The sequence below is a fragment of the Streptomyces sp. NPDC088732 genome (assembly GCF_044751205.1).
Classification (GTDB): domain Bacteria; phylum Actinomycetota; class Actinomycetes; order Streptomycetales; family Streptomycetaceae; genus Actinacidiphila.
Window position 1 is genome coordinate 85,299 of the sequence record NZ_JBIVLI010000010.1, and the last position, 25,874, is coordinate 111,172.

Genomic DNA, 25,874 nt, shown 5'->3' on the forward strand with positions numbered 1-25,874 from the left:
CGGGTGTGAGGGCGCGCCCGGCGGGCGCGGGGGCATCGGCAGGCAACTGCGCGGGCTGCTGCTGTCGTCCGTCGTCCGGCACCGGATACGCACCCTGGTGGCGACGCAGCCGGCCGCCGATCTCGAGCGCCTCGCGGAACTCGTTGACGCGGGTGCGGTCGTTCCTGCGGTCGACCGTGTGTATCCGTCTTTGGGGGACGCTGCCGAGGCGGTTCGTCGGCTGCGGGCGGGGGAGGTGCGGGGCAAGCTGGTGCTGCGGGTGTGAGGGCGCGCCCGGCGGGCGCGGGGGCATCGGCAGGCAACTGCGCGGGCTGCTGCTGTCGTCCGTCGTCCGGCACCGGATACGCACCCGGCCGCCGATCTCGAGCGCCTCGCGGAACTCGTTGACGCGGGTGCGGTCACCCCTGCGGTCGACCGTGTGTATCCGTCTCTGGCGGACGCCCCCGAGGCGGTCCGCCGGCTGCGGGCCGGGGAGGTGCGGGGCAAGCCGGTGCTGCGGGTGTGAGGGCGGGACCGGGGGCCGCGGGGCCGGGCCGTAGGGTGGAAACGCTCGTCAGGGCAGGAAGGGAAGCGGCTCCGTGGCCGTTGCACCCAGTGGCCCGCACCGCCCCACGGATCGGAGAACCGCCCCGCCATGTCGACCAGCGTCCACCCCGCCCATCCGTCCGACCCCGGCACGGAACCGCTCGCCACCGGTGCGCCGCACCCCCTGGACAACCCCGCGTGGGCCTCGCTGACCGGCGCGCACGCGCAGTTCGCCGAGCGGCACGGCCGGGCCGCCCGCTACCCCGGCGACATGTCGCCGTTCGCCGCTGTCGAGGACCAGGCCGACCCGGCGGCCTGGGCGGATCTGGCCGCGCTGCTCGGCCCCGGCGGGACCGCGCTCGTGACGGGCTCGCCGGTGGTACCCGAGGACTGGCAGATCCTGGACGGCGGCGAGGCGGTGCAACTGGTCGGCACCGACCTGGCGGTCGCGCACGATCCGCAGGCCGTCCGGCTGGGCGCCGGCGACGTCCCCGAGGTCATGGGCCTCATCGACCGCACGAAGCCCGGCCCCTTCATGCCGCGCACCATCGAGTTCGGCACCTACCTCGGGCTGCGGGAGAACGGGCGCCTGATCGCCATGGCCGGCGAGCGCATGCGCCCGGCGGGCGGTACGGAGATCAGCGCCGTCTGCACCGACCCGGACCATCGCGGGCGCGGCCTGGCGAGCCGGCTGATCCGTGCGGTCGGCGCGGTCATCGCGGACCGCGGGGAGCTGCCGTTCCTGCACGCCGCGGGCAACAACGCCAATGCCATCAGGCTGTACGAGTCCATGGGCTTCACGCTCCGCCGCCGCCCGCTCTTCCTCCTGGTCAGGGCGCCGGGCGACGCCACCGCGTGACGCCGGCCGGGGCCGCGCCGCTCAGGCCCGCTCCAGCAGCGTCCGCAGCGTCAGCCGACGTGGCGACCCCTGCGGGAGGGCGTTGATCGCCGCCTGCAGCATCTCGGCGTCGACGTGGTTCTCCGGGCGCTCCAGCCAGGCGAGCAGCAGCCGCGCGTCGCCGCGGTGCCGCAGCGCGCGGCGCATCTCGCAGTCGAGTTCGTCGCGCGCCTCGGCGACCGCGGGCGCGGCCGACCCCGGCAGCAGCGGCCCCGGGTAGGCGGCGAGCGCCTCGCGGTACGCCCCGCGGGCCAGCAGCGTGTGCACCTGCGCGGCGTCGCTGGAGGTGGGCAGCAGCAGCCGGTAGGGGCGCGAGCCGAGGACGTGCGGGCCCAGCAGGCGCCGCAGCCGCGACATCTCGGCGCGCACGGTGACGCGGGCCGCCTCGTGCTCGTGCAGCCGTACGGCGAGCGCGTCGGCGCCGAGCCCGCGGGGGTGCAGGGCGAGGACGAACGCGATCTCGGAGTGGCGGGGGCTCAACTCGGTGCTGCCGTAAGGCGAGACGAACCGCGCGCGGTCGCGTGACAGCACCTCCAGCCGGCACGCGGGTGCGGGGGCGGACAACCCCGGAACCGACCCCGGAACCGCCGCCGGGATCTGCCCCCGCAGCCGCAGTACCCGCAACTCCGCCTCCGCCGCCGCGACCGTCGCACGCACCAGCGCGAGCGCGTGCGGCGCCGCGATGTGGTCGCCGCCGGTCAGGTCGAGCACGCCGATGACCCGGCCGGTGTCCGGGTCCCGCACCGGCGCCGCCGAGCAGCTCCAGGGGTGCACCGGGCGCACGAAGTGCTCTCCCGCGTAGATCTGCAAGGGCCGGCCGAGGGCGAGCGCCGTGCCCGGCGCGTTCGTGCCGGCGGCCTCCTCGGCCCACACGGCCCCCTCGACGAAGCCGATCCGCTCCGCGCGCGCCGCCAGGCCCGGCGCTCCCTCGACCCACAGCAGCCGGCCGTGCTCGTCGCCGACGGCCACCAGTTCGTTGCTCTCCTGCGCCGACTCGACCAGCAGCCGGCGGACCACGGGCAGCACGGCCGCCAGCGGGTGGCTCTCGCGGTAGGCCCGCAGTTCCGGCCCCGCGAGGGCGGGGACGCTGGGCCCCGCGACCTCCGGGTCGACCCCGCGGCTGCGGGAGCGCTGCCACGAGTCCCGCACCACGTCGCGCACCGGCCGCGGCGCTCTCCCGGTGCTGAGGAACTCCTCGTGGGCACGCGCGACGTCCCGGCGCAGCAACTGCGGATCGGTCCCGGGTGGCCAGGCCGTGTACGAGGCCGCGTACGAGGCAGTCATGAGCGCCCCTGGGTCGGGGGTGGGCCGGCGCCCGGCGGCACCGGCCGGCTGCTGCCGAGTGTAGTTCCGCAGGTACGCCGTGTCGCAACCCTCCTGCAACCTTCCGCGTTCTACGGTCCCCCCACCGCCGTCCGCAACGGAGCGGGCGGCCCATCCATGGGAGGCCGCCCCATGACCCGCTACGCCAACCCCGGTGCCGAGGGCTCCGTCGTCAGCTTCCAGCCCCGCTACGACCACTGGATCGGCGGCGAGTACGTCCCACCCGCGCGCGGGCAGTACTTCGAGAACCCGACGCCCGTCACCGGACAGCCCTTCACCGAGATCGCCCGCGGCACCGCCGAGGACGTCGAGCGGGCCCTGGACGCCGCGCACGCGGCGGCACCGGCCTGGGGCCGCACCTCGGCCGGCGACCGCGCGAACATCCTCAACCGGATCGCCGACCGCATGGAGCAGCACCTGGAGGAACTGGCCGTCGCCGAGAGCTGGGAGAACGGCAAGCCGGTCCGCGAGACGCTGGCCGCCGACATCCCGCTGGCCATCGACCACTTCCGCTACTTCGCGGGCGCCGTCCGGGCCCAGGAGGGCAGCCTCGCCGAACTCGACGACGACACCGTCGCGTACCACTTCCACGAGCCGCTGGGCGTCGTCGCCCAGATCATCCCGTGGAACTTCCCCATCCTGATGGCGACCTGGAAGCTCGCCCCGGCCCTGGCCGCCGGCAACGCCGTCGTCATCAAGCCCGCCGAGCAGACCCCGGCCTCCATCCACGTGTGGATGAGCCTGATCGCCGACCTCCTGCCGCCCGGTGTCGTCAACATCGTCAACGGCTTCGGCGTCGAGGCCGGCAAGCCGCTCGCGTCGAGCCCGCGCGTCGCCAAGGTCGCCTTCACCGGCGAGACCACGACCGGCCGCCTGATCATGCAGTACGCGTCGCAGAACCTGAAGCCCGTGACGCTCGAACTCGGCGGCAAGAGCCCCAACATCTTCTTCGAGGACATCTCGTCCGCCGAGGACGACTTCTACGACAAGGCGCTCGAGGGCTTCACGATGTTCGCCCTCAACCAGGGCGAGGTCTGCACCTGCCCGTCCCGCGCCCTGATCCAGCGCGGCCACTACAGCGCCTTCCTGGAGGCGGGCATCACCCGCACCGAGAAGATCGTCCAGGGCCACCCGCTGGACACCGCCACCATGATCGGCGCGCAGGCGTCCAACGACCAGCTGGAGAAGATCCTCTCCTACTTCGACATCGGCCAGCAGGAGGGCGCCAAGGTCCTCACCGGTGGCGAGCGCGCCCAGCTCGGCGGGGAACTGGCGGGCGGCTACTACGTCCAGCCCACTATCCTGGAGGGCGACAACCGCATGCGGGTCTTCCAGGAGGAGATCTTCGGCCCGGTCGTCGCCGTCACGTCGTTCAACGACTTCGACGACGCCGTCTCCATCGCCAACGACACCCTCTACGGCCTCGGCGCCGGCGTCTGGACCCGTAACGGCAACACCGCCTACCGCGCGGGCCGCGCGATCCAGGCCGGCCGGGTGTGGACCAACTGCTACCACGCCTACCCGGCGCACGCCGCCTTCGGCGGCTACAAGCAGTCCGGCATCGGGCGCGAGAACCACAAGATGATGCTCGACCACTACCAGCAGACCAAGAACCTCCTGGTCAGCTACTCGCCGAAGAAGCTCGGCTTCTTCTAGGAGCGCGGCGGCAGGCGCCCGGCCCGGCCCGTCGGCCCGGCCGGGCGCCTGTGCGCGGCCACTGCGGAGCCGGCGTCCGTCAGCCCGGCGCACAACAGGCCGCCACGCTCCCGTTACCCGGACGCGTGAGGCTGAAGGGATGGAACGACGCGATGTGTTGAAGCTTTCCGCGCTCGCGGGCGCCACCAGCGTGCTGACGCTGGCCCCCGTGAGCTTCGCGGCCGCATCCGACTCCGCATCGGCGGGCGGTCACTCCCACGGCTCCGGCGGCGTCCCCCCGGAGGGGACCGTGCAGAGCCGGGTCGTCACCGGCCACCTGCCTACGGGCGCGGCCGACTTCGTCTACCTGCCCGTGGAAGTACCGCGCGGCGTCCGGCAGATCGCGGTGTCGTACAGCTACGACCGGCCCGCCGTGCCGCCGGGGACGCAGGGCAACGCCTGCGACATCGGCATCTTCGACCAGCACGGCACGGACGTCGGCGGGCGCGGCTTCCGCGGCTGGTCGGGCGGCGCGCGCACGGAGTTCACGATCAGCGCGGAGACGGCGACCCCCGGCTACCTGGCCGGACCGGTCGGGACGGGAACCTGGCACGTCGTCCTCGGGCCGTACACGGTGGCGCCGCAGGGCCTGGACTACTCCGTCACCGTCACCCTCACCTACGGCGCCCCGGCCGCCCCGCAGGTCCCGAACTACCCGCCGGACCACGCGCCCGGCCGCGGCCGCGCCTGGTACCGGGGCGACTGCCACCTGCACACCGTGCACTCCGACGGCAAGCGCACCGTGGAGCAGCTGGCCGCGCTCGCCCGCGCCGCCGGGCTGGACTTCATCAACTCCAGCGACCACAACACCACGTCGGCGCACGCCTACCTGGGCGACGTGTCCGGCGACGACCTGCTGGTCCTCACGGGCGAGGAGGTCACCACCCGCAACGGCCACTACCTGGCGATCGGCCTGGACGCCGGCGAGTGGATCGACTGGCGCTACCGCGCCCGCGACGACGCCTTCGGCCGCTTCACCCGGCAGATCCGGCGGGCCGGCGGCATCGTGGTCCCGGCCCACCCGTACGCGCCGAGCCTGGCCAGCCAGTGGAAGTTCGGCTACGACGACGTCGACGCCATCGAGGTGTGGAACGGCCCCTGGACCCTCGACGACGAGCTCACGCTCCTCACCTGGGACAACCTGCTGACCGGTGCCGCGCGTCGCGGCGACGGCCACTGGATTCCGGCGATGGGCAACTCCGACGCGCACCGCGACCCCGACGTCGTCGGCCTGCCGCAGACCGTGGTGCTCGCCGACGGCCTCAACCGCCGGGCCGTGCAGGCCGGTCTGCGGGCCGGGACCTCCTGGATCGCCGAGAGCGCCGCCGTCCAGGTCTCGTTCTCCGCGAGCGGTCCGCGCGGCGAGCACGCGGGCATCGGCGAGCGGCTGCCGGTGGCGCGCGACGCGTCGGTGACCGTCCGCCTGGAGGCGAGCGGCGTGCCGGCCGGTGCGGTGGTACGGCTGATGACCGACGAGGGCCAGATGGTGGGCGCGCTGCTGCCCGCCTCCGGTGTCCTGGAGTGGAACACCACCGCGTCGATCGCCTCCTACGTCCGGGCCGAGGTACGGCGCCCGGCCGCCGACGGGGGCGCCTCGGGCCTGCCGGGGCCCGCCCTGGCGATCACCAACCCGATCTGGCTGGGCCGGAAGTAACCGGGGCGCCGGCCTTCGGCACCGCGGTGCCGAAGGCCGGCGTACGCCCGGCCGGGGCCGGGCCGGCCCCCTTCCCGGAGCACCCGCGCCGCCCCGCCGCGTCCGGCAGGATGGCACTCATGACTGCCATTCCCGAGGGGTCCTCGCTCTCCCTGTGGTCGAAGCGCTCCGTCCTGTCCATCGGCTCCGTCGACTCCGTCCTCTCGATCGGCTCCGTGGGCTCCGTCCTCTCCGTGGGCTCCGTCGGCAGCGCGCTGTCCGCGGCCTCCATCGGCTCCAGCATCTCGTTGCTGTCCGCCGGTTCGTGGCTCAGCGTCGGTTCCCTGCTGTCCGCCCAGTCCCGCTGGTCCGTCCTGTCCTGGCGCTCCTCCCGCGCCATCCTCACCGCGGCCACGGCCGCCGCGGCCACCGGCGCCGCACTCGTCCTCCTCGACGGCGCCCGCCCCGCCCGGAAGAGCCTCTGACGTGCCGGGCCCCGTCGGCGACATCCTCGCCGGGACGGTGACCACCCGGCTGCCGTTCGGGGTCTTCGTCCGTGTCGCGGAGCACGTCGAGGGGCTGGTGCCGGCCGCGGAGGCGTTCGCCGCGGATGCGGCGGTCGGTGACGAGGTCCTCGTCGTGGTCGCCGATGTCGATCTCCCGCGACGCCGTCTCACCCTGTCGCCGTCGCCGCGCCCCGTTCCGGCCGGCGCAGCGCCAGCGCCCGGTGGCGGGCCGGCGGCTGGCCGGTGACGCGCTTGAAGGCGTTGCTGAAGGCGCTCTCCGAGGCGTAGCCCCACTCGGCTGCGACGGAGGCGACGGTGCGGTCGCCGCCGCGGAGGGCGGCGGCCGCGCGCTGGATGCGCCAGCGCATCAGGTAGTCCAGGGGCGGCCGGCCGACGAGCGACCTGAAGCGCTGGGCGAAGGCCGAGCGTGACATGCCGACGGCGGAGGCGAGTTCGCCCACCGTCCAGGGGTGGGCGGGCTGCCGGTGCATGTGGCCGAGGGCGGCGCCGATCTGGGGGTCGCTCAGGCCGCCGAGCCAGCCGGTGCCGGACTCGCCCGCCTCGGCGGCCAGTTCGAGGTACGCGCGCAGGGCCTGGAGGAAGAGGATCTGGGTGAGGCTGGCCGCCATGACGGCCGAGCCCGGGCGTTCGGCCGCGGTCTCGTCGGCGAGCAGGCGCAGCGTGGGCCGCAGCACGAGTGCCTGCGGGCTGTCGGCGGCGATGCGCGCGGTCGGCGGCAGGCTGCTGAGCAGCAGTCCGGCGGTGACGTCGTCGAACTCGATGCTGCCGCCGACCAGGACCGTGCGGTCCGGCGCCTCGGGATCGCCGTACCGCACCGTCATGGAGTTGCCGGCCGCCCGGGCCCGGGCGGCCGCGTAGACGGCGTGCCCGTCGACCGGTTCCGGCATCGGGTCGCTGCCCACCTGGTAGGGCCGGTTGCCCGTGAGCAGGTAGCAGTCGCCCGCCTCCAGCCGCAGCGGATCGGTGCCGTCCGGGGCGAGCACGCAGGTGCCGGCGAGGACGGCACCGACCTTGACGTACGGATACGCGCGGAAGCGCAGCGCCCAGCGCCCGCCCGCCTCCATCCGGGAGGGCGCGGCGCCGCGCAGGTGCAGCAGGTTCAGGACGTCGGACAGCGGATCCATGGTCACTCCGGACGATCACGCAACTTCGAAGGACTTTCTCTCATGGATTGTCCGCCGTCACCGTCCTAACGTGCACATATGGAGGCGCCGCGGGCCTCCGGCAGACGTTCCGCACGCACCACAAGAGGCAGTGATACAGCAATGCAGTACGAGCAGCTGGGCAGCACCGGAGTCTTCGTGTCCCGCATCGCCCTCGGCGCGATGACCTTCGGCGGAGCGGGCACCCCGCCCTACGACTCGGTCGGCGGGCTGGATCTCCGCCGGACCGACGAGATAGTGGGCCTCGCCCTCGACAGCGGCATCAACCTGATCGACACGGCGAACGTCTACGCCGCGGGCGAGTCCGAGGAACTGCTCGGCGAGGTGCTGGGCAAGCGCCGCCGCGACGTGGTCCTCGCCACGAAGATGACCGCCCGCATCGGCCCCGGGCCCAACGAGGTCGGCCAGTCGCGGCTGCACATCATGCAGGCGCTGGAGGACAGCCTGCGGCGCCTGCGCACCGACCACATCGACCTCTACCAGATCCACAACGTCGACCCGATCACGCCGGTGGAGGAGACCCTCGGCGCCCTCGACGACGCCGTGCGCCAGGGCAAGATCCGCTACATCGGCGCCTCCAACCTCGCCGCCTGGCACATGATGAAGGCCCTCGGCGCCTCCGACCGCCTCGGCCTGGCCCGCTACTGCTCGCTCCAGTCGTACTACTCGCTGGCCGGGCGCGACATCGAGCGCGAGATCCTGCCGCTGGTCCGCGACCAGAAGCTGGGCATGCTCGTCTGGAGCCCGCTCGCCGGCGGCATGCTCACCGGCAAGTTCGACCGCAGCGGCCGGAGCGACGCGGGCGCCCGCCGCACCACGATCGACTTCCCGCCCGTCGACCGCGAGCGCGTGTACGACGTCGTCGACGTCCTGCGCGTGGTGGCCGCGCGCCACGAAGCCTCCGTCGCGAGCGTCGCGCTGGCCTGGGTCCTGGGCCGGCCGGGCGTCACGAGCGCGATCGTCGGCGCCCGCCGCCCCGAGCAGTTCACCGACAACCTGTCCGCCCTCGACCTGGAGCTCTCCGCGCAGGACCTGGAGGAGCTGGACGCCGCCAGCCGCCTCCCGGTGGAGTACCCGGGCTGGATCCACGGCTTCTCGGACCGGCTCCCCAACAGGGCGTGACGCTCTGCGAACTCAGCGGAACCGCTGGCACACCGGCGCCCTGTACGGTACGACTGCACGAGTGAACTGTACGAACTGTGGCGCGTCCGTGCTCCAGGGCCCCGGAGGGCGCTGGTCCTGCAACAACTGCGGCGCATCCGGCTGAGGAGTAAGGACAGGTCGGCATGGACTGTGAGCGCTGCCTCGAACCCGTCATCGAAGGCCCCGAGGGCGGTTACGTCTGCGGCCTGTGCCTTTTCACCGTGGAGCCCCCCGGGTACAACAAGCGCCGCGAGGAAGGGCTGAAGGCGGCGGCCGCGGAGCGCCGGCGCCGCACCCTGGAACGGCGTGCCCGCAAGGAGCACAGCGCCGGCCGCAGCTGAACCGCGGGGGCGGGGAACTCCCCGCCCCGCGCGGGCCGTTCAGGACGCCGCCGGAGCCGGCGCGGCCGGCGGGCGCACCATGAAGACGTCCACCGGGTCCTCGGTGTCGAGGGTGAAGCCGTGCCGTTCGTACAACCGCCGGGCCGGGCTGCCCTGGAGCACGTTCAGCCGCACCGATGTGCCCTCGCGGTCGCACTCCTCCAGCACCGCCCGCAGCACCGCCGTGCCGATGCCGCCGCCCTGGAGGTGCGGGGCGAGGTAGAAGTGCTCCAGCCAGTGGACGGCGGCGGACGGGCGCAGTGCCACGCATCCGGCGAAGGCGCCGCCCACCTCGATCACCCGGGTGTGCGCCGGGGTGAAGCCCTCGCGCAGCCGCTGCCGTACCCGCCGCTCGTCGTACCGCCCGAGCCGTTGCAGGTCCGCCCGCAGCACCACGGCCCGCAACTCGGCCACCGCCTCGACGTCCGCTGCCGCAGCGGGTCGCATCTCCCATTCCGCCATGATCGGCAGACTACCGATCCGGGTTCCCGCCGCCGCCTGGCAGGCGGGTCGCGATACCGTCGATGAGGAAGGTCAGGCTCAGGGCGAACTGCTCGTCCAGGCCCGGGCCTTCGGGCGCCGCCATCCACTGGGCGAGCAGGGGGTGCCGGCCGCCCTCCGCCGCGAGCTCGCGGGCGGCGGTGACCGCTTCGGCGAGCTGCGCCGGGGTGTGCAGCCCGTGGCGGTGGCGCATGGCCAGCTCCTCGGCCTCCTGCTGGGCGCTGCCCAGGATGTGCCGGTCGAGGAGGGCCGCGTAGGTCATCGCCTCACCGACGTTCGCGCCCCGGCCGACGAGGACCCGCAGCAGGAATTCGGTGCGGCGCATGGTGTGCGGGCCGAGCGGGGGCCGGGTGGGGGCGAGCCGCGCGTACCAGAGGTGCCGCTTGACCATGGCCCAGCTGCTGGTGGCGACCGTGCGCAGGTCGGCGCGCCAGTCGTCGCCGGGCGCGTCGGGCAGCGGGATCTCGGCGGTCACGGCGTCGAGCATGAGGTCGACCAGGCCGTCCTTGCTGAGGACGTGCCGGTAGAGCGCCATCGGGGTGTACGGCCCGAGGCGACCGGCGACCGCGGCCATGGTCAGCGCCTGCGCGCCGCCCTCGTCGGCGACCTCGACGGCGGCCCGGACGATGTCGTCGCGGTCGAGCGGGCTCTGACGCCGGCGCGGGGCGGGCCGGGTCCAGATCAACGGCGCCGGTGCGCCGTGCGGGGTCTCCTTCACGAGGCGAGTTTATCGCGTCAGGTAGAGTTTATGTCATATACGTAAGCAGTCGCGGCGCCCGCACCAGGAGGTCTTCATGAACAGCACCGCAACCGCCGGCCCGCCCGGCATCCGCCTCGGCATCGCCCGGGGCATCGGCTACGGCCTGTTCGGCGCGCCCGACGGCTTCGTGCCGCAGGCGCGCGGACTCGGCGCCGGCCTCGTCCGCGTCTACGTCCACTGGGGCCGGGTCGAGCCCGAACCGGACCGCGAGGACTGGACGGTCGTGGACGCGATCCTCGCCCAGCTGGACCCCACGGCCGAGGTGTGGATCACGGTGTGCTCCAGCTCCCCGTGGGCCACCCGCCGGCCCACCGGATTCCTGCCCTCCTCGCCCGCCCACGACATACGGCGGTACGAAGCCTTCGTCTCCCGCCTGGTGAGCCGCTGCCGGGGCCGCGTGGCGTACTGGCAGTGCGACAACGAGCCCAGCAACACCGGCCTGCTGTGGGCGGGGACGGCGCCGGAGTACGTCGCCCAGCTCACCGCCTTCGCCCGCGCCGTGCGCGGCGCGGACCCCGGCGCCCACGTGGTGCTCGGCGGCTGCGGGTACGACGTGTGGTCGAGCCCCGAGGACGGTCCGGCCCGGCTCTTCTTCGACCACCTCGTCGAGCACGGCCGCGACGCCTTCGACCTCTTCTCCGTCCACCTGTACGGCAACCCGCACGACATCCCCGCCCAGATCGGGCTGGCGCGCGCGATGATGCGCCGGCACGGCTACGAACGGCCCGTGGTGGCGGGGGAGTACAACGGGCCCACGCTCTTCGAACTCCCTGCCGCTCAGGCGGAGTTCGAGCGGGCGATGACGGCGGCCTTCACCGGCCGGGCCGCGCCGGCCGACCCCGCCGACCCCGAGGACACCCCGGACCGCCGCACCATGCGCGACCTCTACGCACGCGCGGACGAACTGCCCGCGGAACTGCGGATGTTCATGGAGGACTGCCCGCCCGGGCTCGCCGCGCGTCGGGACCGGATTAACTGCCGCCAGATCGTCACGCGCAACATCCTCGCCCTCGCTTCCGGCGTGACCCGTACGGTCTGCTGGAACCTGGCCCCCGAGATCCCCGGGTACCGCGACCGCCTCAACGTGATGGGATTCCTCTTCGGCAAGCTGGCCCTGATGGACTACGACGGCAGCGTTCTCACCCGGCGACACCCCTCCGGCGAGGCCTTCGCCCGCCTCGCCGCCCACCTCGACGGCGCCACGGCCGTGCGCCCCTTCGACACCGGCGCGGACACCGGTCCGTACGCCTTCGAGATCACCCGTGACGGCAGGGCGCCGCTGTACGTCCTGTGGTCCGCGGGCGATCTCCTCACGGGCGAGGACCTGCCCGCCGTGCCCCTCGACCTGCCGTGGCCGCACGCCGTGCCCGAGGCGGTGGACGCCTTCGGTGCCCCGGTGGCGGTCGAGGGCGGCGAGGGCACCGTCCGCGTCCCGGTCTCGGTCACGCCGCTCTTCCTGACCCCCGCAGGCCAGGAGTGATACCCGCGGGGCATCACAGACGCCGGGACAGGTCTTGGACCGCCCCCGCGACGCGCGGCAAGACTCGATGGCAGCGCATCCGCCAGGAGCCGGCGGGCCGACCAGAGAGGTGAGCGGCATGAAGGTCTTCGTCACCGGAGGGTCCGGGTACATCGGACAGGCGACGATCAAGGCGCTGGTGCGCCGGGAAGTCCAGGTCAGCGCCCTGGTGCGCAGCGAGGAGTCGGCGGCGGTCGTGAACGGGCTCGGGGCGGCCGCCGTCCGCGGCACGCTGACCGACACCGCCCTGCTCACCGAGGCGGCCCGGGCCGCCGACGGGGTCGTCCACCTGGGCCAGCACGCCGGCCCGGACACCGCGGACGTCGACCGGGCGGCCGCCGAGGCGCTGCAGGACGGGGCCGGCCCCCGCCCGTACGTGCACACCGGTGGGATCTGGGTGTACGGCGACACCGACGGCGTCGTCGACGAGGACGCGCCCCTCGACCCGCCGCGGCTCACCGCCTGGCGGCTGGAGAACGAGAAGCGGGTCCTGGCCCGCGCCGCCACCGGCGAGCGTCCGGTGGTCGTGATGCCGGGCGTGGTGCTCGGCCGCTCGGCCGGTCTGGTCGAGACGTTCTACGCCGGGACGGGGCGCGCCGACGGCGCCGTGCCGTGCATCGGGGACGGCGCCAACCACTGGTCCGTCGTGCACGTCGACGACATCGCCGAGCTGTACGCGCTCGCCCTGGGCGCCCCGGCGGGCTCGGTCTACGCGGGCACCATCGACGTGTTCCCGACCGCCGCGGAGATCAGCGAGGCGGTCAGCCGGGCGATCGGCCGGTCCGGCGAGGTCCGCCGGCTCTCGCTCGCCGAGGCCGAGGAGCGGATGGGCCCGATCGCCCAGGCCTTCGCCCTCGACCAGCGGATCAGTGGCGCCCGCGCCCGCCGCGAGCTGGGCTGGGCCCCGACCCGCCTGGACCCGCTGGCCGCCCTCGCGAACGGCTCCTGAACCGCGTCGTCCGTTCGCCCGAACGCGCATAGGCTCGGTCGGGAGGAGTCCCGCCGCGAGGAGGTGCCCGTGGACCTCGATCTGCGCAAGCTGCGGTATTTCGTCGCGGTGGCCGAGGAACTGCACTTCGGGCGTGCCGCGGAGCGGCTGCACATCGCGCAGCCGGTGCTGTCGCGGCAGATCCGGTCGCTGGAGCACGAGCTCAGGGCGCAGCTGTTCTCCCGCGACCGGCGCAGCACCGCACTGACGCCGGCGGGGGAGCAGCTCCTCGCCGACGCCGGGCCCCTGCTGGCGGCGGCGCAGGCGGCGCAGCGCCGGGTGGCCCGCGCGGCGCACGGCGGCCCCGGGACGTTCACCGTCGGATTCATGCCGGGCCTGATCGTCACCGGTGCGGTCCGGGAGTTCTCCGGGCGCCACCAGGGGCTGTCCGTCGAGGTCGTCAGGACCGGCTGGAACGACCAGGCCGAGGCCGTCCGGGACGGCCGGGTCGACGTCGGGTACGTGAGGATGCCGCTGGACGCCCGGGGCCTCGGCATGTGCGAGCTGATGACCGAACCGCGCGTCGCGGTCCTGCCCGCCGACCACCGCTACGCGGGCAAGCACTCCCTCTCCATTGCCGACCTCGCCGGGGAGCACCTGCTGCAGGATCCCGACGCGGTCCCCGAGTGGCGCGACATCGCCCGGGAGCTGCGCACCGCCGGCCCGGCCCCGGTCCCGGCGTTCCGCACGGTCGAGGAGAAGCTGGAGAGCGTCGCGGCCGGACGCGGGGTGGTTGTGCTGCCGCTGTCCACCGCTTCGTACTACACCCGGCCCGACGTCACCCATGTGGAGCTGTCCGACATCGGGCCGAACCGTGTGTGCCTGGCCTGGGACGGCAGCCGCCACGACGCGCTCGTCCAGGAGTTCGTCTCCGTCGCCCTCGCGCACCGCCACCCCGTCCCGTAGCTCAGTGCGCTTCCCGCTTCCCGCTTCCCGCTTCCCGCTTCCCGCTTCCCGTGCCCCCGGCCCTCGTGGACCGGGGGCACAGGCGTGTGACGGGGATCACGGCCGTCGGCCGCATAGTGGCGCGGGGTCCGGCGTCTTTCAAGAGGTGCAAGAGGCTGTGAGGGGCAGGGGCGGTGCTGATGGGTTCGACGCGGACCGACGAGTTCGATGAGTTCGTGGCAGCCCGTTGGTCCGCTTTGTTCCACCTTGCACGGTTGCTGACCGGCGGCGACCGGCACCGGGCCGAGGACCTGCTCCAGGACGCGCTGGTCAAGTTGTGGTTCGCCTGGCCGAGGGTCGGCTCCCAGGCACCTGAGCCGTATGTGCGCAAGGTGCTGGCCCGGGCGGCGGCGCGCTCCGCGCGGCGTCGCTGGTGGGGGGAGCGGCCGGTGGGGGAGGTACCGGAACGGGCCGCGGCCGGGGACGTCTCCGCCGCCGTCGCCGAACGCACACGGCTGGAGGCGGCCCTGGCGCAACTGCCGTCACCGCAGCGCGCGGCGGTGGTGCTGCGCTACTACCAGGACCTGCCGGAGGCGCAGGTCGCCGAGGCGCTGGGCTGCCCGCTGGGCACCGCCCGGTCGCACGCCTCACGCGGCATCGCGCGACTGCGGCAGCTGCTGGCCGACGTCACCGAGCCGGTGGGGTGAGGGAGATGAGGGAGGAGGGAGAGGGGATGGACCCCATGGACCGCAGTGACGCCGGCGACCGCACGGACCCCGTGCCCCCCATGGACTCGACGGGCTCCATGGACGACTTCGAGCGGCGGCTCGCGCGGATGATGCACGCCTCCGAGCGGCACACCCCCTTCGAGCCCCGGCACCGGGAACGGCTGCGCGGCGGAGTCGCCTCACGCCGCCGGGTGCGTACCGTCTGGCAGGCCGGGAGTTCGGCGGTCGCGGTGACCGCCATCGCCTGCGCACTCGTCCTGCTGCCCGGTTCCTCGTCCGGCCAGGTCGTACCGGCGGGCCCCGGCGGTGCGCCGACGTCCGGTACCTCGTACCCGAGTTCCACTTCGTCCGACGCCCCGAGCCCCAGCGGCAGCGCGACCTCCAGCCCCACGTTCTCGCCACCGAGCGGCACGGCCACGGGCGGGACCTCGACCGCGGCCGGCTCGGACCTCCCCGTGAGCCCGTCGACCGCCACCGCGTCGGTGGGCGGCGGTGCCACGGGCAGTGCCACCAGCAGCGCCACGAACAGTGCCACCGCAGGCGGCACCGCGTCCGGCGGGGCCACCTCCACGACCTCCCCGCCGGTCAGCCCGTACGGGAACGCGACCGGCACGGGATAGCCCCCCGGGCGCCCGCCGCCCCCCCCACGCCACCACCTCACCGAACGCCCCCGGTGCCGTCGGCACGCCCAAGAGGCGGCCCCGGCACGGCCCGGCATGCCCCGGCGCGCTCCGGCATGCCCCGACGCAGAGAGCAGATGCGGACAGACCATGAGAAACGAACCTCCCGGCGCCCTGAGGGAACGCCTCCCGCTGCCGGCCCGGCACGAGGAACCGGTCCTGGACGTGGTCGTCCCCGTCCACAACGAGGAAGCGGACCTGGAGCGGTCCGTGCGGCGGCTCCACGCCCATCTGCGCGAGACCTTCCCGTACCCGTTCCGGATCACCGTCGCCGACAACGCCAGCACCGACCGGACCCCGCTGATCGCCGCCCGCCTCGCGGACGAACTCCCCGAGGCACGCTGGCTGCACCTGGCCGAGAAGGGGAGGGGCCGGGCGCTGCGCACCGCATGGTCCCACTCGACGGCGCCCGTCCTGGCCTACCTGGACGTGGACCTGTCGACCGATCTGGCCGCCCTGCTCCCGCTCGTCGCCCCGCTCATCTCCGGGCACTCGGACATCGCGATCGGCACCCGGCTCGCCCGCGGCTCCCGCGTCGTGCGCGGACCCAAGCGCGAGGTCGTCTCGCGCTGCTACAACGCGATCCTGCGCTCCACCCTCGCCGTCCGCTTCAGCGACGCGCAGTGCGGTTTCAAGGCCGTGCGCCGGGACGTCGCCGAACGGCTGCTGCCGATGGTGGAGGACGGCGGATGGTTCTTCGACACCGAGCTGCTGGTGATCGCCGAGCGCGCCGGTCTGCGCATCCACGAAGTGCCCGTCGACTGGGTGGACGACCCCGACAGCCGGGTGCACATCCTGTCCACCGCCCTCGCCGACCTGCGCGGCATCGCGCGCATCGGCCGCGCGCTGGCCGCCGGCCGGCTCCCGCTCGCCGAACTGCGCCGCAGCGCCGCCGAGACCGGGCCGCCGGGCGGCCTGCTTCCCCAACTGCTGCGCTTCGCGGCCGTCGGCGTCGTCAGCACCGCCGGCTACCTGCTGCTGTACGCGGCCCTCCGCCCCGCCGCCGGCCCGCAGGCCGCCAACGCGCTCGCCCTGCTGGTCTGCGCGGTCGCCAACACCGCGGCGAACCGCCGGCTCACCTTCGGCGTGCGCGGCCGCGCGGGCGCCGCCCGCCACCACGCCCGCGGGCTCGCGGCGTTCCTGATCGGGCTGGCGCTCACCAGCGGGGCGCTGGCCGCCTTGCACCACGCGGCACCCGGCGCCGGACACCGCGTCGAGACCGGCGCGCTGGTGGCCGCCAACCTTGCCGCCACGCTCCTGCGCTTCCTGCTGCTGCGGTCCTGGGTCTTCCCCGGCCGGCACGCTCCCCGGACGGAGGCCGGTTCCCGATGACCCTCGCGCCCGGCACCCTCGACGTGCCCGCCGACGCCTGCCCCCCGGCCGCCGACCCGCGCCCGGAACCCTCCCGCGCCGCCCGCCGGTTCCAGGTCCTCGCGACGTACGGGACGCTGAAGCTCGCCGGCTTCGCGGTCTTCCTGCTGCTGCTGTCGTGGGCGGGCGACTACCGCACCAAGAACCCGCGCTTCGGGGGCGGCGCCCACCCCTGGGACGTCCTCGCCAGCTGGGACGGCTGGTGGTACCAGCAGATCGCCGCCCACGGCTACCACCCCGCCCTGGTCCCCGTGCCCGGGGCCACCGGCCTGATCACCCTCGAAGGCAACTCCGCGGCCTTCTTCCCGCTGTACCCCGCGGTGATGCGGCTGGTCGCCGAGTGCACCGGCCTCGGCCTGTACGGCGCCGGGATGCTCGTCTCCGTCGTCTGCTCGTTCGTCGCGGCACTCGGCGTGTACGCCGTCACCGCGCGCTTCGGCGGGCACCGGGCGGGCCTGGCCGCCGCGGGGCTGTGGGCCGTGTGGCCGGGTTCCGGCATGGAGTGGACGGGGTACTCCGAATCGCTCTACGTCGCCCTCGCGGTCTGGGCCTGCCACGCCGTCATGGACCGCCGCTGGATCACGGCGGGACTGCTGACCTTCGCCACCGGCCTCGCCCGGCCCACCGCGACCGCGCTGATCGCCGCCCTCACGGTCGCGGCGCTGCTCGCCGTGGTGCGCGACCGGCGGCGCTCCGGCGTGCTGCGCCCCCTGACCGCGATCGCCGTCGCGCCGCTCGGGCTGTTCGGCTACCTCGGCTGGGTGGGGTACCGCATGGGCGACTACGGCGGCTACTTCAAGCTCCAAGAAGGCGCCTGGGCGCACACCTTCGACTGGGGGCGCTACACGGTCGACGTGTTCACCTCGGTGCCGGTGGGCCGCTTCGACTACCTGTCCGCGTTCCCGTTCGCCGACCTCATCGGCGTCGCCGTGGTCCTGCTGGACATCGCGCTGATCCCGCTGCTGATCCGGCTGCGGCCGCCCGTCGAACTCGTCGTCTACACGGTGCTCACCGTCCTCACGGTGCTCGGCACCCAGCAGATCTTCTGCAATGTCTCCCGCTACCTGCTGCCGGCCTTCCCGCTGTTCATCCCGCTCGCCCTCGCCCTCGGCCGGCTCAGGGCCCCGCACCGGGCCGTGCTGCTGGGGATGGCCGCCCTGGCCTCGGGCTCGTACGCGGGGTACGCGCTCTTCGAGCTCGGCGTCCCGTAACCGCGGCGCCGCGCGGCGCGTTGGACCCCGGCACCGGACCCCGTCCCCCACCGGGCCTTCCCTCTGGAGCCGCCATGCCGTCGAACGCCGCCACGCCGCAGCCTCCCGCCAAGGCAGAGCGGCCGCCGGGGGACGAGCGCGGCAGGCGCCGCCTCGCCCTGGCCGGCGGTTCGCTGGGCAATCTCGTCGAGTGGTACGACTGGTTCGTCTACGCGAGCTTCGCGGTCTACTTCGCCGAGTCCTTCTTCCCCGGCGGCAACCCGACCACCCGGCTGATGAACACCGCCGGGGTCTTCGCCGTCGGCTTCCTGATGCGCCCGGTCGGCGGCTGGCTGCTCGGCAGGGCCGCCGACCGGCACGGCCGCAAGAGCGCGCTGACGCTGAGCGTCACCCTGATGTCGGTCGCGGCGCTGCTCATCGCGGTCGCGCCGGCCCACGCCTCGGCCGGTCCGTTCGGCGCGGTCGTCCTGCTCGCCGCCCGGCTGGTGCAGGGACTGAGCATCGGCGGCGAGTACGCGGCCAGCGCCACCTACCTGACGGAGGCCTCGGCCCGCGACCGGCGCGGGCTGGGCTCCTCCTTCCAGTACGTGTCCATGACCTGCGGGCAGTTGCTGGGGCTCGCGGTGCTGATCGCCCTTCAGCAGGCACTGACGGAAGCCCAGTTGACGGACTGGGGTTGGCGGATCCCCTTCGTGTTCGGTGCGCTCCTCGCCGTCGTGGTGCTGTGGATCCGGCGCCGGCTGGAGGAGACGGACGCCTTCGCGGAGGAGGCGGCCGCCGAGCCCGCCGACGCGCGCGGATCGCTGCTCCTGCTGTGGCAGCACCGGCGCCAGGCGCTGCTGGTCATGGCGCTCACCCTCGGCGGCACGGTCGCCTACTACACGTACACCACCTACCTGACGAAGTACCTCATCGGCAGCGCGGGGATGGCCAGGACCACGGCCACCCTGGTGAGTTTCACGGCCCTGGCCATCTTCGCGCTGCTCCAGCCGCTCGCGGGCGCGCTGTCCGACCGCGTCGGGCGGCGCCCCCTGCTGATCGGCTTCGCCGTCGGCTGCGCGGTCTGCACCTACCCGGTCATGACCGCGCTCGGCTCGGTGACGTCCTACTGGCCCGCCCTCGGGCTGTGCCTGATCCCCCTCACGGTCGTCACCGGCTACACCTCCATCAACGCCGTGGTGAAGGCCGAGTTGTTCCCGACCCGGGTCCGGGCGCTGGGCGTCGCGCTGCCGTACGCGCTCGCCAACGCGCTCTTCGGCGGGACGGCGGAGTACGTGGCCCTGTGGTTCAAGAACGCCGGGCACGAGAGCGCGTTCTTCTGGTACGTGTCCGGCTGCGCGCTGGTCTCGCTCGTCGTCTACGTGCTCATGCCGGACACCCGCGCCGCGGCCCTCAGCCGCGCCGAGGCGTGCGAGGACGGTGTGCCCGCCGGGCGCGGGACGCCCGCGGGGGCGGCGTCGGAGCGTGCCGGAGGGCAGTGAGCGGGGACGAGTGTCATGGCCACGTAAAATTCATCTCGCCGCTCTACCCGCATAGATCTCGTCACGTCATTCTGATGCGCGGACTCGGTGATCCAGGCGACGCACGAGAGGACGACACATGAGGACGTTGACGAAGGCGCTGGCCGCGACGGCCACCGCCGCGGCCTTCACCGTCGTGGCCCAGCCGGCGCACGCGGTGGTGCCGCCCGAGCACGCGGTCATCGTGTGCCAGAGCGCCAGTTTCTACGCCAACTACGACAGCTCCTCCGGACCCAGCGGCCTGATCCGCGTCCTGGGCTACGGCAACAAGGTCGGCCACACCCGCGGCGCCCACCCCGTCTACAACGGCTGGGCCGCCACCTTCGACTTCGGCAAGGGCGACTGGGGCTACGTCCGCATCGAGTGCCTCGGCGGCTACGGCTCCTGGTGAGCCGTCCCACGACGCAGGAAGGAACCACCATGACCCCCGTACTCCGCAGACACCGGACCGTCCGCGCGGCCGCGGTCGCCGTCGCCCTGACCGCGGGTCTGCTGGTGACCGCGGGTCCAGCCCAGGCGGCCAACGGCACCATCGGCAAGCGCGAGACCGTCTGCGCCCAGGACCTGTACGTGCGCACTGCCCCCGGCGGTGCCTGGATGGGGACCCTCTACACCGGCCAGACCTTCACCGTGGAGAGCAAGCAGAGCGGCTGGGCCTACGGGTTCGCCTACGGCGACATCAACCGCCACGGCTGGGTCCAGGACGGCTGGTTCTGCTGATCACCGCCTGCCCCGGGCGGCTCACCTTGTCACGGCGGCCGGTCCCGGCCCGCTCTGCGCGGCGCCCGATTCGGCCGGCTCGGGGAGCGGCGCGGTGCCGGGTGTGCCCTCGCCGGTCGGTGTTCTGCCGGTCGGTACCGGTGAGGGGTGCGGGCCGTCCCGGCGTTGTTCGGGGACGGTGGGGGAGTGGGTGGGGCTGGCCGGCGGTACGGGGCGGTTGTCCCGTTGCGCGGCGGTCACGGCGAGCAGCACGCACGCCAGCGCCGCGGCCAGCCCCAGCACGGCCACCGCGGCGGTACGCATGCGGACCCGCGGGCGGGCCAGCGCGGACGGCGGGACCGCCCGGCGCAGACTGTCCGGGCCCACGGTGCGGGCCTTCGCGTCCAGGGCGGCGCGCAGGCGCTCCTCGGTCGCGGCCCGGTCGGGCCGGTCGACGACAGCGGTCATGACGATGCCTCCAAGTGGCGGGCCAGGGCGTCCAGCGCCCGGCTCGCGGTGGACTTCACCGTGCCGCGGGACAGTCGCAGCGTGTCCGCGATCTGCGCCTCGGTGAGGTTCGACCAGTACCGCAGGACGAGCACTTCGCGCTGCCTGCGCGTCAGCCGGCCGAGTGCGGTCAGCACCTCTTGGTGTTCCTCGCGCAGCAGCACGTACTCCTCCGGCGGCGGCGCGTGCCCCTCGCGCTCCGGTACGTGGGCCCGCACCGTCCTGCGCCGGCGCAGTACGGACCGGGCGCCGTTGACCACGCTGGTGCGCACGTACGCCTCCGGGTCGTCCACGCCGGCCAGCCGTTCGCCGTGCCGCCGGTAGAGCGCGGCGAAGGCGTCCTGAACGACGTCCTCCGCGGTGGGCAGGTCGTCGACCAGGAACAGCGCCAGCCGTACGAGGTCCAGCCTGCGGTGGTGGTACAGCTCGTCGATTTCCGGCGGCGAGGTGTGACCGGCCGGTCCGGTACGCGCCTGCGGCGACGGGCGGACCGGCCGCTCCGCCGCGGGGCGCCGGGCTTCCCCGGACACGACGCCGCGGAGCCGCACCCAGACGTGCCGGAGCGGGTGTGCCGGGAAGGCGGGGCGCGACCCCACCGCCGCTGTGCTCATGGATCTCCTGGAGAGCGGTTCGGAAGGCGGCCGCCGGGCCGGGCCCGGCCCGGCGACCGCCCTTGATCAGCGCGCGGGGACGGGCGCCGGCGCGGTGCCGGTCCCGGCCTGCGCCGGAGCGGGCGCCGTGCCGGCCTTCGCGGGCGCCGGGGCGGCACCGTGGGCGGGAGCCGTCGCGGGGGCCGGGGCGGTGCGGCCCTTGCCCTGCGCCGGGGCCGGGGCGGGGGCGGGCGCGGACGCCTCCGGGTCCGTGTCGGCCTGCGCGGCGGGCGCCGGCGCCGGCTTCGGCGTGGCGGCGTTCGCGGTCATGGTGGCGCCGCCGAGGGCTAGGGCCGCCGCGACCGTGGACGTGCCGACCACGATACGTGCCCGGTGCCGGCGGGCCAGGCCCGCGAGGGCGTGACGTGCGGTCATACCGTTCCTCGAATCATCAGGGGGAGAGCGGGGTCGAAAGCGCCTTCACTCCCACAGACGCGCGGAGCCGTCCGAGGTTGCGGATGTGACCCACGACATGTTCCGGCCTCCGCCCGGCGGGGCCCTGCCGCCTGGCGAATCCACAGCGGGCCGACGCGTGGACCGACGTACCCCGCCCGGACTGTTCCTCGGCAGGCTTCCGCTGCCCGCACGCGCGATGTGGCGGCTGTTGGGCCGCGGACAGTACGCCCGCTACATCCGGCGCGTGCGCGGCGCACCGCCCCGCGGCATGCACCCGGCGGTCAGGATGGCGGGGCGAGCGGCCAACGCGGTCGCCGTCCGGATCTACCGCAGCACGAACGGCCGGGTCGCGGGCAGCGCGAAGGGCGTTCCGCTCCTGCTGCTGACCGTTCCGGGCCGCAGGACCGGCAGACCTCGCAGCGTCCTGGTGGGGTACTTCCCCCACGACGGCGGCTACGTGGTCACCGCTTCGGCCGGGGGCGCCAAGCGGGATCCGCGATGGATCTCCAACCTCAGGGCGGCCCGGCAGGCGCATGTGCAACTCGGCGGCGAGAGCCATGTGATGAGCGCGCGCATCACCGAAGGGGGGACGCGCGACCATCTGTGGACCACGGTGGTGCTGGCCCGCGCGCCGTTCTTCGGCCGGTACCAGGAGAAGTCCGGCCGCGTCATCCCGGTCGCCGTGCTGCGCCCGGGCGACTGACGCCCGCCGGGGCCCGACGCCGGCGGCTGCGCGTGGCCGGGAGCGGACGCATCCGGCGGGGCGCACCCGCGAACCGTGACGTACGGCGCAGAATGACCGCAACGGCGGCACCTTTGACCCTGACGCGCTGGAGGCCCCATGCCGTACGCCACGTCCCCCTATCGGCCCGGAACACCCTGCTGGATCGACCTCATGGTCCCCGACCAGCAGGCGGCACTCGACTTCTACCGCGACCTCTTCGGCTGGCAGGGCGAAGTGGGACCGCCCGAGACCGGCGGCTACTCGGTCTGCACGCTCAAGGACAGGCCCGTCGCGGGCATCATGGCGACGATGGCGCCCGACGGCGCCCCCACCCCGCCCACCGCGTGGACCACCTACCTCGCCACGGCGGACGCCGACTCCGCGACGGAGGCGATCACCAAGCACGGCGGCACGGTGCTCTCCCCGGGCATGGACGTCATGAGCCTCGGCCGTATGGCGATCGCCGCCGACCCCACCGGCGCGGTGTTCGGGCTGTGGCAGGCCGGTGAGTTCCTGGGCGCCCAGATCGTCAACGAGCCCGGATCGCTGGTGTGGAGCGAGCTCGCCTCCGGCGACCTCAAGACCGCCTCGGCGTTCTACTCCGCGGCCCTGGGCCTGGAGACCGTGCCGATGGACGGCGCCTCCGACTACTTCTCCCTCACGGTGGACGGCCGGGTCGTCGGGGGCGCGCAGGGGCTGGACAACCTGCCACCGCAGGCGGGGCCGCACTGGCTGGCGTACTTCTGCGTGGACAGCACCGACAGCACCGTGGACGCCCTCGTCCGTGCGGGCGGCAATGTGCTCGCCCCGCCGTTCGACATGTCGGCGGGCCGCCTCGCGGTCGTCCAGGACCCGCAGGGCGCGGTGTTCGGGCTCATCGACGCCGCCGGTCCCGAACTTCCCTGAGCGCGCACCGGCCAGGGCCGCCGCCCATCACGGGGCGGCGGCCCCGGCCGTGACGGTCGTGCGCCCCGCGACTACTTCTGACCGGGGTGCAGGACCACCTTGGTGTAGCCCTCGATGCGCTTGTCGAACTTCTCGTACGCCGAGGGGGCGTCGGACAGCGGCAGTTCGTGGGAGACCACGAAGCTCGGCTTGGCCCGCCCCTCGATGATGAGGTCGCGCAACTGCCGGTTGTACCGCTTGACGTTGCACTGGCCGGTGCCCAGGCGCAGCCCCTTCTCGAAGAGCCGGCCGATGGCGACCAGCAGCCGGCCGCTCTTGGCCTGCGCGTCCGGGCCACCGGGGTCCGAGGGCACGTACAGGCCCGGGATGCCGAGTGCCCCGGTCGCGCGCACCGTGTCGATGAGCGAGTTCAGCACGGCCGCGGGCTCCTCGCGGTCCTGGCTCTTCGCCTGGGCCTGGTAGCCGACGGCGTCGATGCCCTTGTCGGTGCCCGTGCCGCCGGTGTGCTCCTTGATCTGCTCCACCGGGTTGCCCTCGGCGAAGTTGATCGGGACCGCGCCGATCTCCTCGGCCTTCTGCAGCCGCTCGGTCACCCGGTCGACCACGAACACCTTGGACGCGCCGCGGATGAGGGCCGAGTACGCGGACATCAGCCCGACGGGTCCGCCGCCGTACACCGCGACGCTCTCGCCGGGTTTGACGTCGGCGAGCTCGTTGCCGTGGTAGCCGGTCGGGAAGATGTCGGCCAGCAGGACGAAATCCGTCTCGTGCTCGGAGCCGGCGGGCAGCTTCAGGCAGTTGAAGTCCGCGTACGGCACCCGCAGGAATTCCGCCTGGCCGCCGGGCCAGGGGCCCATGGCGACATATCCGTAGGCTCCGCCGGCGAATCCCGGATTCACGGTGAGGCAAAATGCGGTGAGGCCGTCCGAGCAGTTCTTGCAGAATCCGCAGGCGACGTTGAAGGGCATGACCACGCGGTCGCCCTTCTTCAGGGACGTGACGCCCTGCCCGAGCTCCTCGATGATCCCCATGTTCTCGTGCCCGAAGACGATCCCCGCCTCGGCGGCGGTGCGTCCTTCGTACATGTGCAGGTCGGACCCGCAGATGGCGGTGGACGTCACCCGTACGACCACGTCGTTGGGGTGCTGTATCCGGGGTTTCTCGACTTCCTCCACTGCTACTTCGAACGGTGCTTTGTAGACTACGGCCTTCACCTGACACCTCCGTTGGTGTCGTGCTCTCGTACGTTCCAGGGGCGAACGCCGCCGTCAGCCCACCGTGTCGCGGTGAGCGCGCATGGTGAGCGGGCCGCGGCGTTTCGACCCGCGTGACCTATTTCTCATGCTGCCCCCGTGGGAGGAATGGGACAAGCCAGCTAATCTTTACCCTGTATTGCCTGATTTCGGTTTGTTTTCCAAGGAAGGCGGGAACAGTGGCGCAGCGTTTGGGAACCCTCCTGGTCCCCGTGCCGGGGCTGTCCGGCACGACCTACCCGGTGGGCACGTCCGTCGTGATCAACGGGCGCGGGTCGTCGGTCGACGCCTTCGTGGACGGTGACTGGCTCCCGCTCGCGTGGTGGGAGTTCTCCGAGGGGCACGCCGAGGACGCCACCGACCTCTGACGCCGCCGGCCCGCCCGGTCAGCCGCGCGGGGCCACGAAGAGGCTCTGCACGCCGCGGCCGATCGGCCCCCGCTCGTCGTGCAGCGCGGCCTCGGCCATGCCGATCCCCGCCCCGTCGATCACGGTGCGGGCGTCGAGGCAGACCCACTCGCCGACCGGATGACGGTGCAGGTGCACCGTCAGGTCCGGGTTGACGAACAGATGGGCCGAGAAGTCCAGCACATTGCTCACCCCGTTCCCGGAGTCCGCCGCCACCAGCACCCGGTCCAGCGGCGCCGTCTTCTCGCCCGCGACCAGCGGCACCCGCATCCGCAGCCAGCAGGTCGCGGGACCCGGCTCCCGGTAGGAGCCCGCGGCGAAGCGCGACTCCATCGCCGTGTGGTAGCCGACGTCCCACGGCACGGGGAAGAACGGCACCGTCCGCGACTCCTGCGGCCCCGGCACCGAGGGCCCGGGCGCCACCTCGGGCACCGAGCCCGGCTCCGTGCGGATGCGCAGCGCCCTGGCCCGCATGATCTCCTTGCCGTCGTCCGCGGCGAGCGACGCCTCCGTCAGCTCCACACTGCGGCCCTCGCGCAGCACGCGGGTGGTGACGGTGAGAGGCAGCAGCGGCACGGGACGGTGGATCTCGAAGGTGATCCGCGTCAGCCGCATGTCCTCGCGCGCTCCGGGGCGCTCGCGCACCGCACGGCCCAGCAGGGCCGCCGGCGGCCCGGCGTGCTGGCTGTGCGCGTCCCACGGGCCCCGGGTGTACGCGGTGGGGGCGAAGCGCTCCTCGGCCACCCGCTCGAAGAAGGCCTCGGCACTGGACGGGACGGTCACGACGCTTCTCCTGTCCGTGGACGGCACACAAACTACTCGCCGGTAGAACCTGCGGGGCCAGTAGATCAGTGCCCCTGGCCGCCGGGCAAGGCTCCGCCC

The 25,874-nt window shown here is 73.8% G+C and carries 30 protein-coding genes and 1 pseudogene; 22 read left to right on the forward strand and 9 right to left on the reverse strand.

The window, feature by feature from the left end; translation table 11 throughout:
- The 3 genes and pseudogenes from ACIP9H_RS18460 to ACIP9H_RS18470 all read left to right on the forward strand — a co-directional run.
- Window positions 1–265 (forward strand): zinc-binding dehydrogenase (locus ACIP9H_RS18460; protein ID WP_401959792.1); only part of this gene is annotated, 265 nt, incomplete at its 5' end.
- A gap of 48 nt (window positions 266–313) precedes the next feature.
- Window positions 314–505: pseudogene (locus tag ACIP9H_RS18465) on the forward strand (zinc-binding dehydrogenase); the annotation flags it as partial.
- Window positions 506–634: 129 nt separating this feature from the next.
- Entirely contained in the window at window positions 635–1,384 is a 750-nt protein-coding gene (locus ACIP9H_RS18470) for a GNAT family N-acetyltransferase (protein WP_401586834.1), read from the forward strand.
- A gap of 21 nt (window positions 1,385–1,405) precedes the next feature.
- On the opposite strand, the gene ACIP9H_RS18475 is transcribed toward ACIP9H_RS18470, so the two are convergent.
- Entirely contained in the window at window positions 1,406–2,707 is a 1,302-nt protein-coding gene (locus ACIP9H_RS18475; RefSeq protein ID WP_401586837.1) for a GAF domain-containing protein, read from the reverse strand.
- Window positions 2,708–2,878: 171 nt separating this feature from the next.
- Here ACIP9H_RS18475 and ACIP9H_RS18480 point away from each other — a divergent pair, with 171 nt between their 5' ends.
- The 4 genes from ACIP9H_RS18480 to ACIP9H_RS18495 all read left to right on the forward strand — a co-directional run bounded on the left by ACIP9H_RS18480 (window position 2,879) and on the right by ACIP9H_RS18495 (window position 6,827).
- On the forward strand, window positions 2,879–4,402 hold the full coding sequence (locus ACIP9H_RS18480; RefSeq protein WP_401586840.1) for an aldehyde dehydrogenase family protein: 1,524 nt from the start codon (window positions 2,879–2,881) through the stop codon (window positions 4,400–4,402).
- 139 nt (window positions 4,403–4,541) lie between these two features.
- On the forward strand, window positions 4,542–6,095 hold the full coding sequence (locus ACIP9H_RS18485) for a CehA/McbA family metallohydrolase (RefSeq protein WP_401586843.1): 1,554 nt from the start codon (window positions 4,542–4,544) through the stop codon (window positions 6,093–6,095).
- Window positions 6,096–6,205: 110 nt separating this feature from the next.
- Window positions 6,206–6,559: a hypothetical protein gene (locus tag ACIP9H_RS18490; RefSeq protein WP_401586845.1), complete on the forward strand. Its 354-nt coding sequence runs from the start codon at window positions 6,206–6,208 to the stop codon at window positions 6,557–6,559.
- A gap of 37 nt (window positions 6,560–6,596) precedes the next feature.
- A complete protein-coding gene (locus ACIP9H_RS18495) occupies window positions 6,597–6,827 on the forward strand; it encodes a S1 RNA-binding domain-containing protein (protein ID WP_401587324.1) in 231 nt (76 codons plus the stop codon).
- Here ACIP9H_RS18495 and ACIP9H_RS18500 read toward each other — a convergent pair.
- A complete protein-coding gene (locus tag ACIP9H_RS18500) occupies window positions 6,748–7,725 on the reverse strand; it encodes an AraC family transcriptional regulator (RefSeq protein WP_401586847.1) in 978 nt (325 codons plus the stop codon). The genes ACIP9H_RS18495 and ACIP9H_RS18500 overlap by 80 nt on opposite strands.
- A gap of 141 nt (window positions 7,726–7,866) precedes the next feature.
- Between ACIP9H_RS18500 and ACIP9H_RS18505 the strand changes: the two genes are divergently transcribed.
- Window positions 7,867–8,886, forward strand: a complete 1,020-nt coding sequence (locus ACIP9H_RS18505; protein WP_401586850.1) for an aldo/keto reductase — start codon at window positions 7,867–7,869, stop codon at window positions 8,884–8,886.
- Between the two features lie 164 nt (window positions 8,887–9,050).
- Window positions 9,051–9,248, forward strand: coding sequence for a hypothetical protein (locus tag ACIP9H_RS18510; RefSeq protein ID WP_360909228.1), 198 nt, complete (start codon window positions 9,051–9,053; stop codon window positions 9,246–9,248).
- A 39-nt stretch (window positions 9,249–9,287) separates the two neighbouring features.
- On the opposite strand, the gene ACIP9H_RS18515 is transcribed toward ACIP9H_RS18510, so the two are convergent.
- Together ACIP9H_RS18515 and ACIP9H_RS18520 are read right to left on the reverse strand one after the other, a co-directional pair.
- Window positions 9,288–9,749 (reverse strand): GNAT family N-acetyltransferase, encoded by a 462-nt coding sequence (locus ACIP9H_RS18515; protein WP_401586853.1) that lies wholly within the window; start codon window positions 9,747–9,749, stop codon window positions 9,288–9,290.
- Window positions 9,750–9,759: 10 nt separating this feature from the next.
- Complete coding sequence (locus ACIP9H_RS18520) at window positions 9,760–10,506, reverse strand: TetR/AcrR family transcriptional regulator (protein WP_401959794.1); 747 nt, start codon at window positions 10,504–10,506, stop codon at window positions 9,760–9,762.
- A 76-nt stretch (window positions 10,507–10,582) separates the two neighbouring features.
- Here ACIP9H_RS18520 and ACIP9H_RS18525 point away from each other — a divergent pair, with 76 nt between their 5' ends.
- From ACIP9H_RS18525 to ACIP9H_RS18570, 10 genes are all read left to right on the forward strand, one after another.
- The gene (locus ACIP9H_RS18525) at window positions 10,583–12,028 is read left to right on the forward strand and encodes a hypothetical protein (RefSeq protein WP_401959795.1); all 1,446 of its coding nucleotides are present in this window, start codon (window positions 10,583–10,585) and stop codon (window positions 12,026–12,028) included.
- 118 nt (window positions 12,029–12,146) lie between these two features.
- Window positions 12,147–13,016 (forward strand): NAD-dependent epimerase/dehydratase family protein, encoded by an 870-nt coding sequence (locus tag ACIP9H_RS18530; protein ID WP_401586861.1) that lies wholly within the window; start codon window positions 12,147–12,149, stop codon window positions 13,014–13,016.
- Window positions 13,017–13,085: 69 nt separating this feature from the next.
- On the forward strand, window positions 13,086–13,961 hold the full coding sequence (locus ACIP9H_RS18535; protein WP_401586864.1) for a LysR family transcriptional regulator: 876 nt from the start codon (window positions 13,086–13,088) through the stop codon (window positions 13,959–13,961).
- 179 nt (window positions 13,962–14,140) lie between these two features.
- The gene (locus tag ACIP9H_RS18540) at window positions 14,141–14,647 is read left to right on the forward strand and encodes a SigE family RNA polymerase sigma factor (protein ID WP_401586867.1); all 507 of its coding nucleotides are present in this window, start codon (window positions 14,141–14,143) and stop codon (window positions 14,645–14,647) included.
- Window positions 14,648–14,673: 26 nt separating this feature from the next.
- On the forward strand, window positions 14,674–15,288 hold the full coding sequence (locus tag ACIP9H_RS18545) for a hypothetical protein (RefSeq protein ID WP_401959796.1): 615 nt from the start codon (window positions 14,674–14,676) through the stop codon (window positions 15,286–15,288).
- 150 nt (window positions 15,289–15,438) lie between these two features.
- On the forward strand, window positions 15,439–16,680 hold the full coding sequence (locus tag ACIP9H_RS18550) for a glycosyltransferase (protein ID WP_401959798.1): 1,242 nt from the start codon (window positions 15,439–15,441) through the stop codon (window positions 16,678–16,680).
- Window positions 16,677–17,930 (forward strand): hypothetical protein, encoded by a 1,254-nt coding sequence (locus ACIP9H_RS18555; protein WP_401959800.1) that lies wholly within the window; start codon window positions 16,677–16,679, stop codon window positions 17,928–17,930. Before ACIP9H_RS18550 ends, ACIP9H_RS18555 begins: the two co-directional genes overlap by 4 nt.
- Before the next feature lie 74 nt (window positions 17,931–18,004).
- The gene (locus ACIP9H_RS18560) at window positions 18,005–19,411 is read left to right on the forward strand and encodes an MFS transporter (RefSeq protein ID WP_401959801.1); all 1,407 of its coding nucleotides are present in this window, start codon (window positions 18,005–18,007) and stop codon (window positions 19,409–19,411) included.
- Between the two features lie 118 nt (window positions 19,412–19,529).
- Window positions 19,530–19,841, forward strand: a complete 312-nt coding sequence (locus tag ACIP9H_RS18565) for a hypothetical protein (protein WP_360909207.1) — start codon at window positions 19,530–19,532, stop codon at window positions 19,839–19,841.
- A gap of 29 nt (window positions 19,842–19,870) precedes the next feature.
- On the forward strand, window positions 19,871–20,170 hold the full coding sequence (locus tag ACIP9H_RS18570) for a hypothetical protein (protein WP_401959802.1): 300 nt from the start codon (window positions 19,871–19,873) through the stop codon (window positions 20,168–20,170).
- A gap of 21 nt (window positions 20,171–20,191) precedes the next feature.
- Here the strand turns inward: ACIP9H_RS18570 and ACIP9H_RS18575 are convergent, their stop codons facing one another.
- The 3 genes from ACIP9H_RS18575 to ACIP9H_RS18585 all read right to left on the reverse strand — a co-directional run bounded on the left by ACIP9H_RS18575 (window position 20,192) and on the right by ACIP9H_RS18585 (window position 21,681).
- The gene (locus tag ACIP9H_RS18575; RefSeq protein ID WP_401586880.1) at window positions 20,192–20,617 is read right to left on the reverse strand and encodes a hypothetical protein; all 426 of its coding nucleotides are present in this window, start codon (window positions 20,615–20,617) and stop codon (window positions 20,192–20,194) included.
- Window positions 20,614–21,267 carry an RNA polymerase sigma factor gene (locus ACIP9H_RS18580; protein WP_401586883.1) on the reverse strand — a complete coding sequence of 218 codons (654 nt, stop codon included), beginning with the start codon at window positions 21,265–21,267 and terminating at the stop codon, window positions 20,614–20,616. The genes ACIP9H_RS18575 and ACIP9H_RS18580 overlap by 4 nt, the downstream gene beginning before the upstream one ends.
- Before the next feature lie 66 nt (window positions 21,268–21,333).
- Window positions 21,334–21,681 carry a hypothetical protein gene (locus ACIP9H_RS18585; protein ID WP_401959804.1) on the reverse strand — a complete coding sequence of 116 codons (348 nt, stop codon included), beginning with the start codon at window positions 21,679–21,681 and terminating at the stop codon, window positions 21,334–21,336.
- Window positions 21,682–21,838: 157 nt separating this feature from the next.
- Here ACIP9H_RS18585 and ACIP9H_RS18590 point away from each other — a divergent pair, with 157 nt between their 5' ends.
- On the forward strand, window positions 21,839–22,405 hold the full coding sequence (locus ACIP9H_RS18590; RefSeq protein ID WP_401959806.1) for a nitroreductase/quinone reductase family protein: 567 nt from the start codon (window positions 21,839–21,841) through the stop codon (window positions 22,403–22,405).
- 138 nt (window positions 22,406–22,543) lie between these two features.
- Window positions 22,544–23,332: a VOC family protein gene (locus ACIP9H_RS18595; RefSeq protein ID WP_401586892.1), complete on the forward strand. Its 789-nt coding sequence runs from the start codon at window positions 22,544–22,546 to the stop codon at window positions 23,330–23,332.
- 71 nt (window positions 23,333–23,403) lie between these two features.
- On the opposite strand, the gene ACIP9H_RS18600 is transcribed toward ACIP9H_RS18595, so the two are convergent.
- On the reverse strand, window positions 23,404–24,546 hold the full coding sequence (locus ACIP9H_RS18600; protein ID WP_401586894.1) for a glutathione-independent formaldehyde dehydrogenase: 1,143 nt from the start codon (window positions 24,544–24,546) through the stop codon (window positions 23,404–23,406).
- 218 nt (window positions 24,547–24,764) lie between these two features.
- Here ACIP9H_RS18600 and ACIP9H_RS18605 point away from each other — a divergent pair, with 218 nt between their 5' ends.
- Window positions 24,765–24,953, forward strand: a complete 189-nt coding sequence (locus ACIP9H_RS18605) for a hypothetical protein (protein ID WP_360903017.1) — start codon at window positions 24,765–24,767, stop codon at window positions 24,951–24,953.
- 18 nt (window positions 24,954–24,971) lie between these two features.
- Here the strand turns inward: ACIP9H_RS18605 and ACIP9H_RS18610 are convergent, their stop codons facing one another.
- Window positions 24,972–25,775, reverse strand: a complete 804-nt coding sequence (locus ACIP9H_RS18610) for a thioesterase family protein (RefSeq protein ID WP_401586898.1) — start codon at window positions 25,773–25,775, stop codon at window positions 24,972–24,974.
- Window positions 25,776–25,874: the final 99 nt, after the last annotated feature.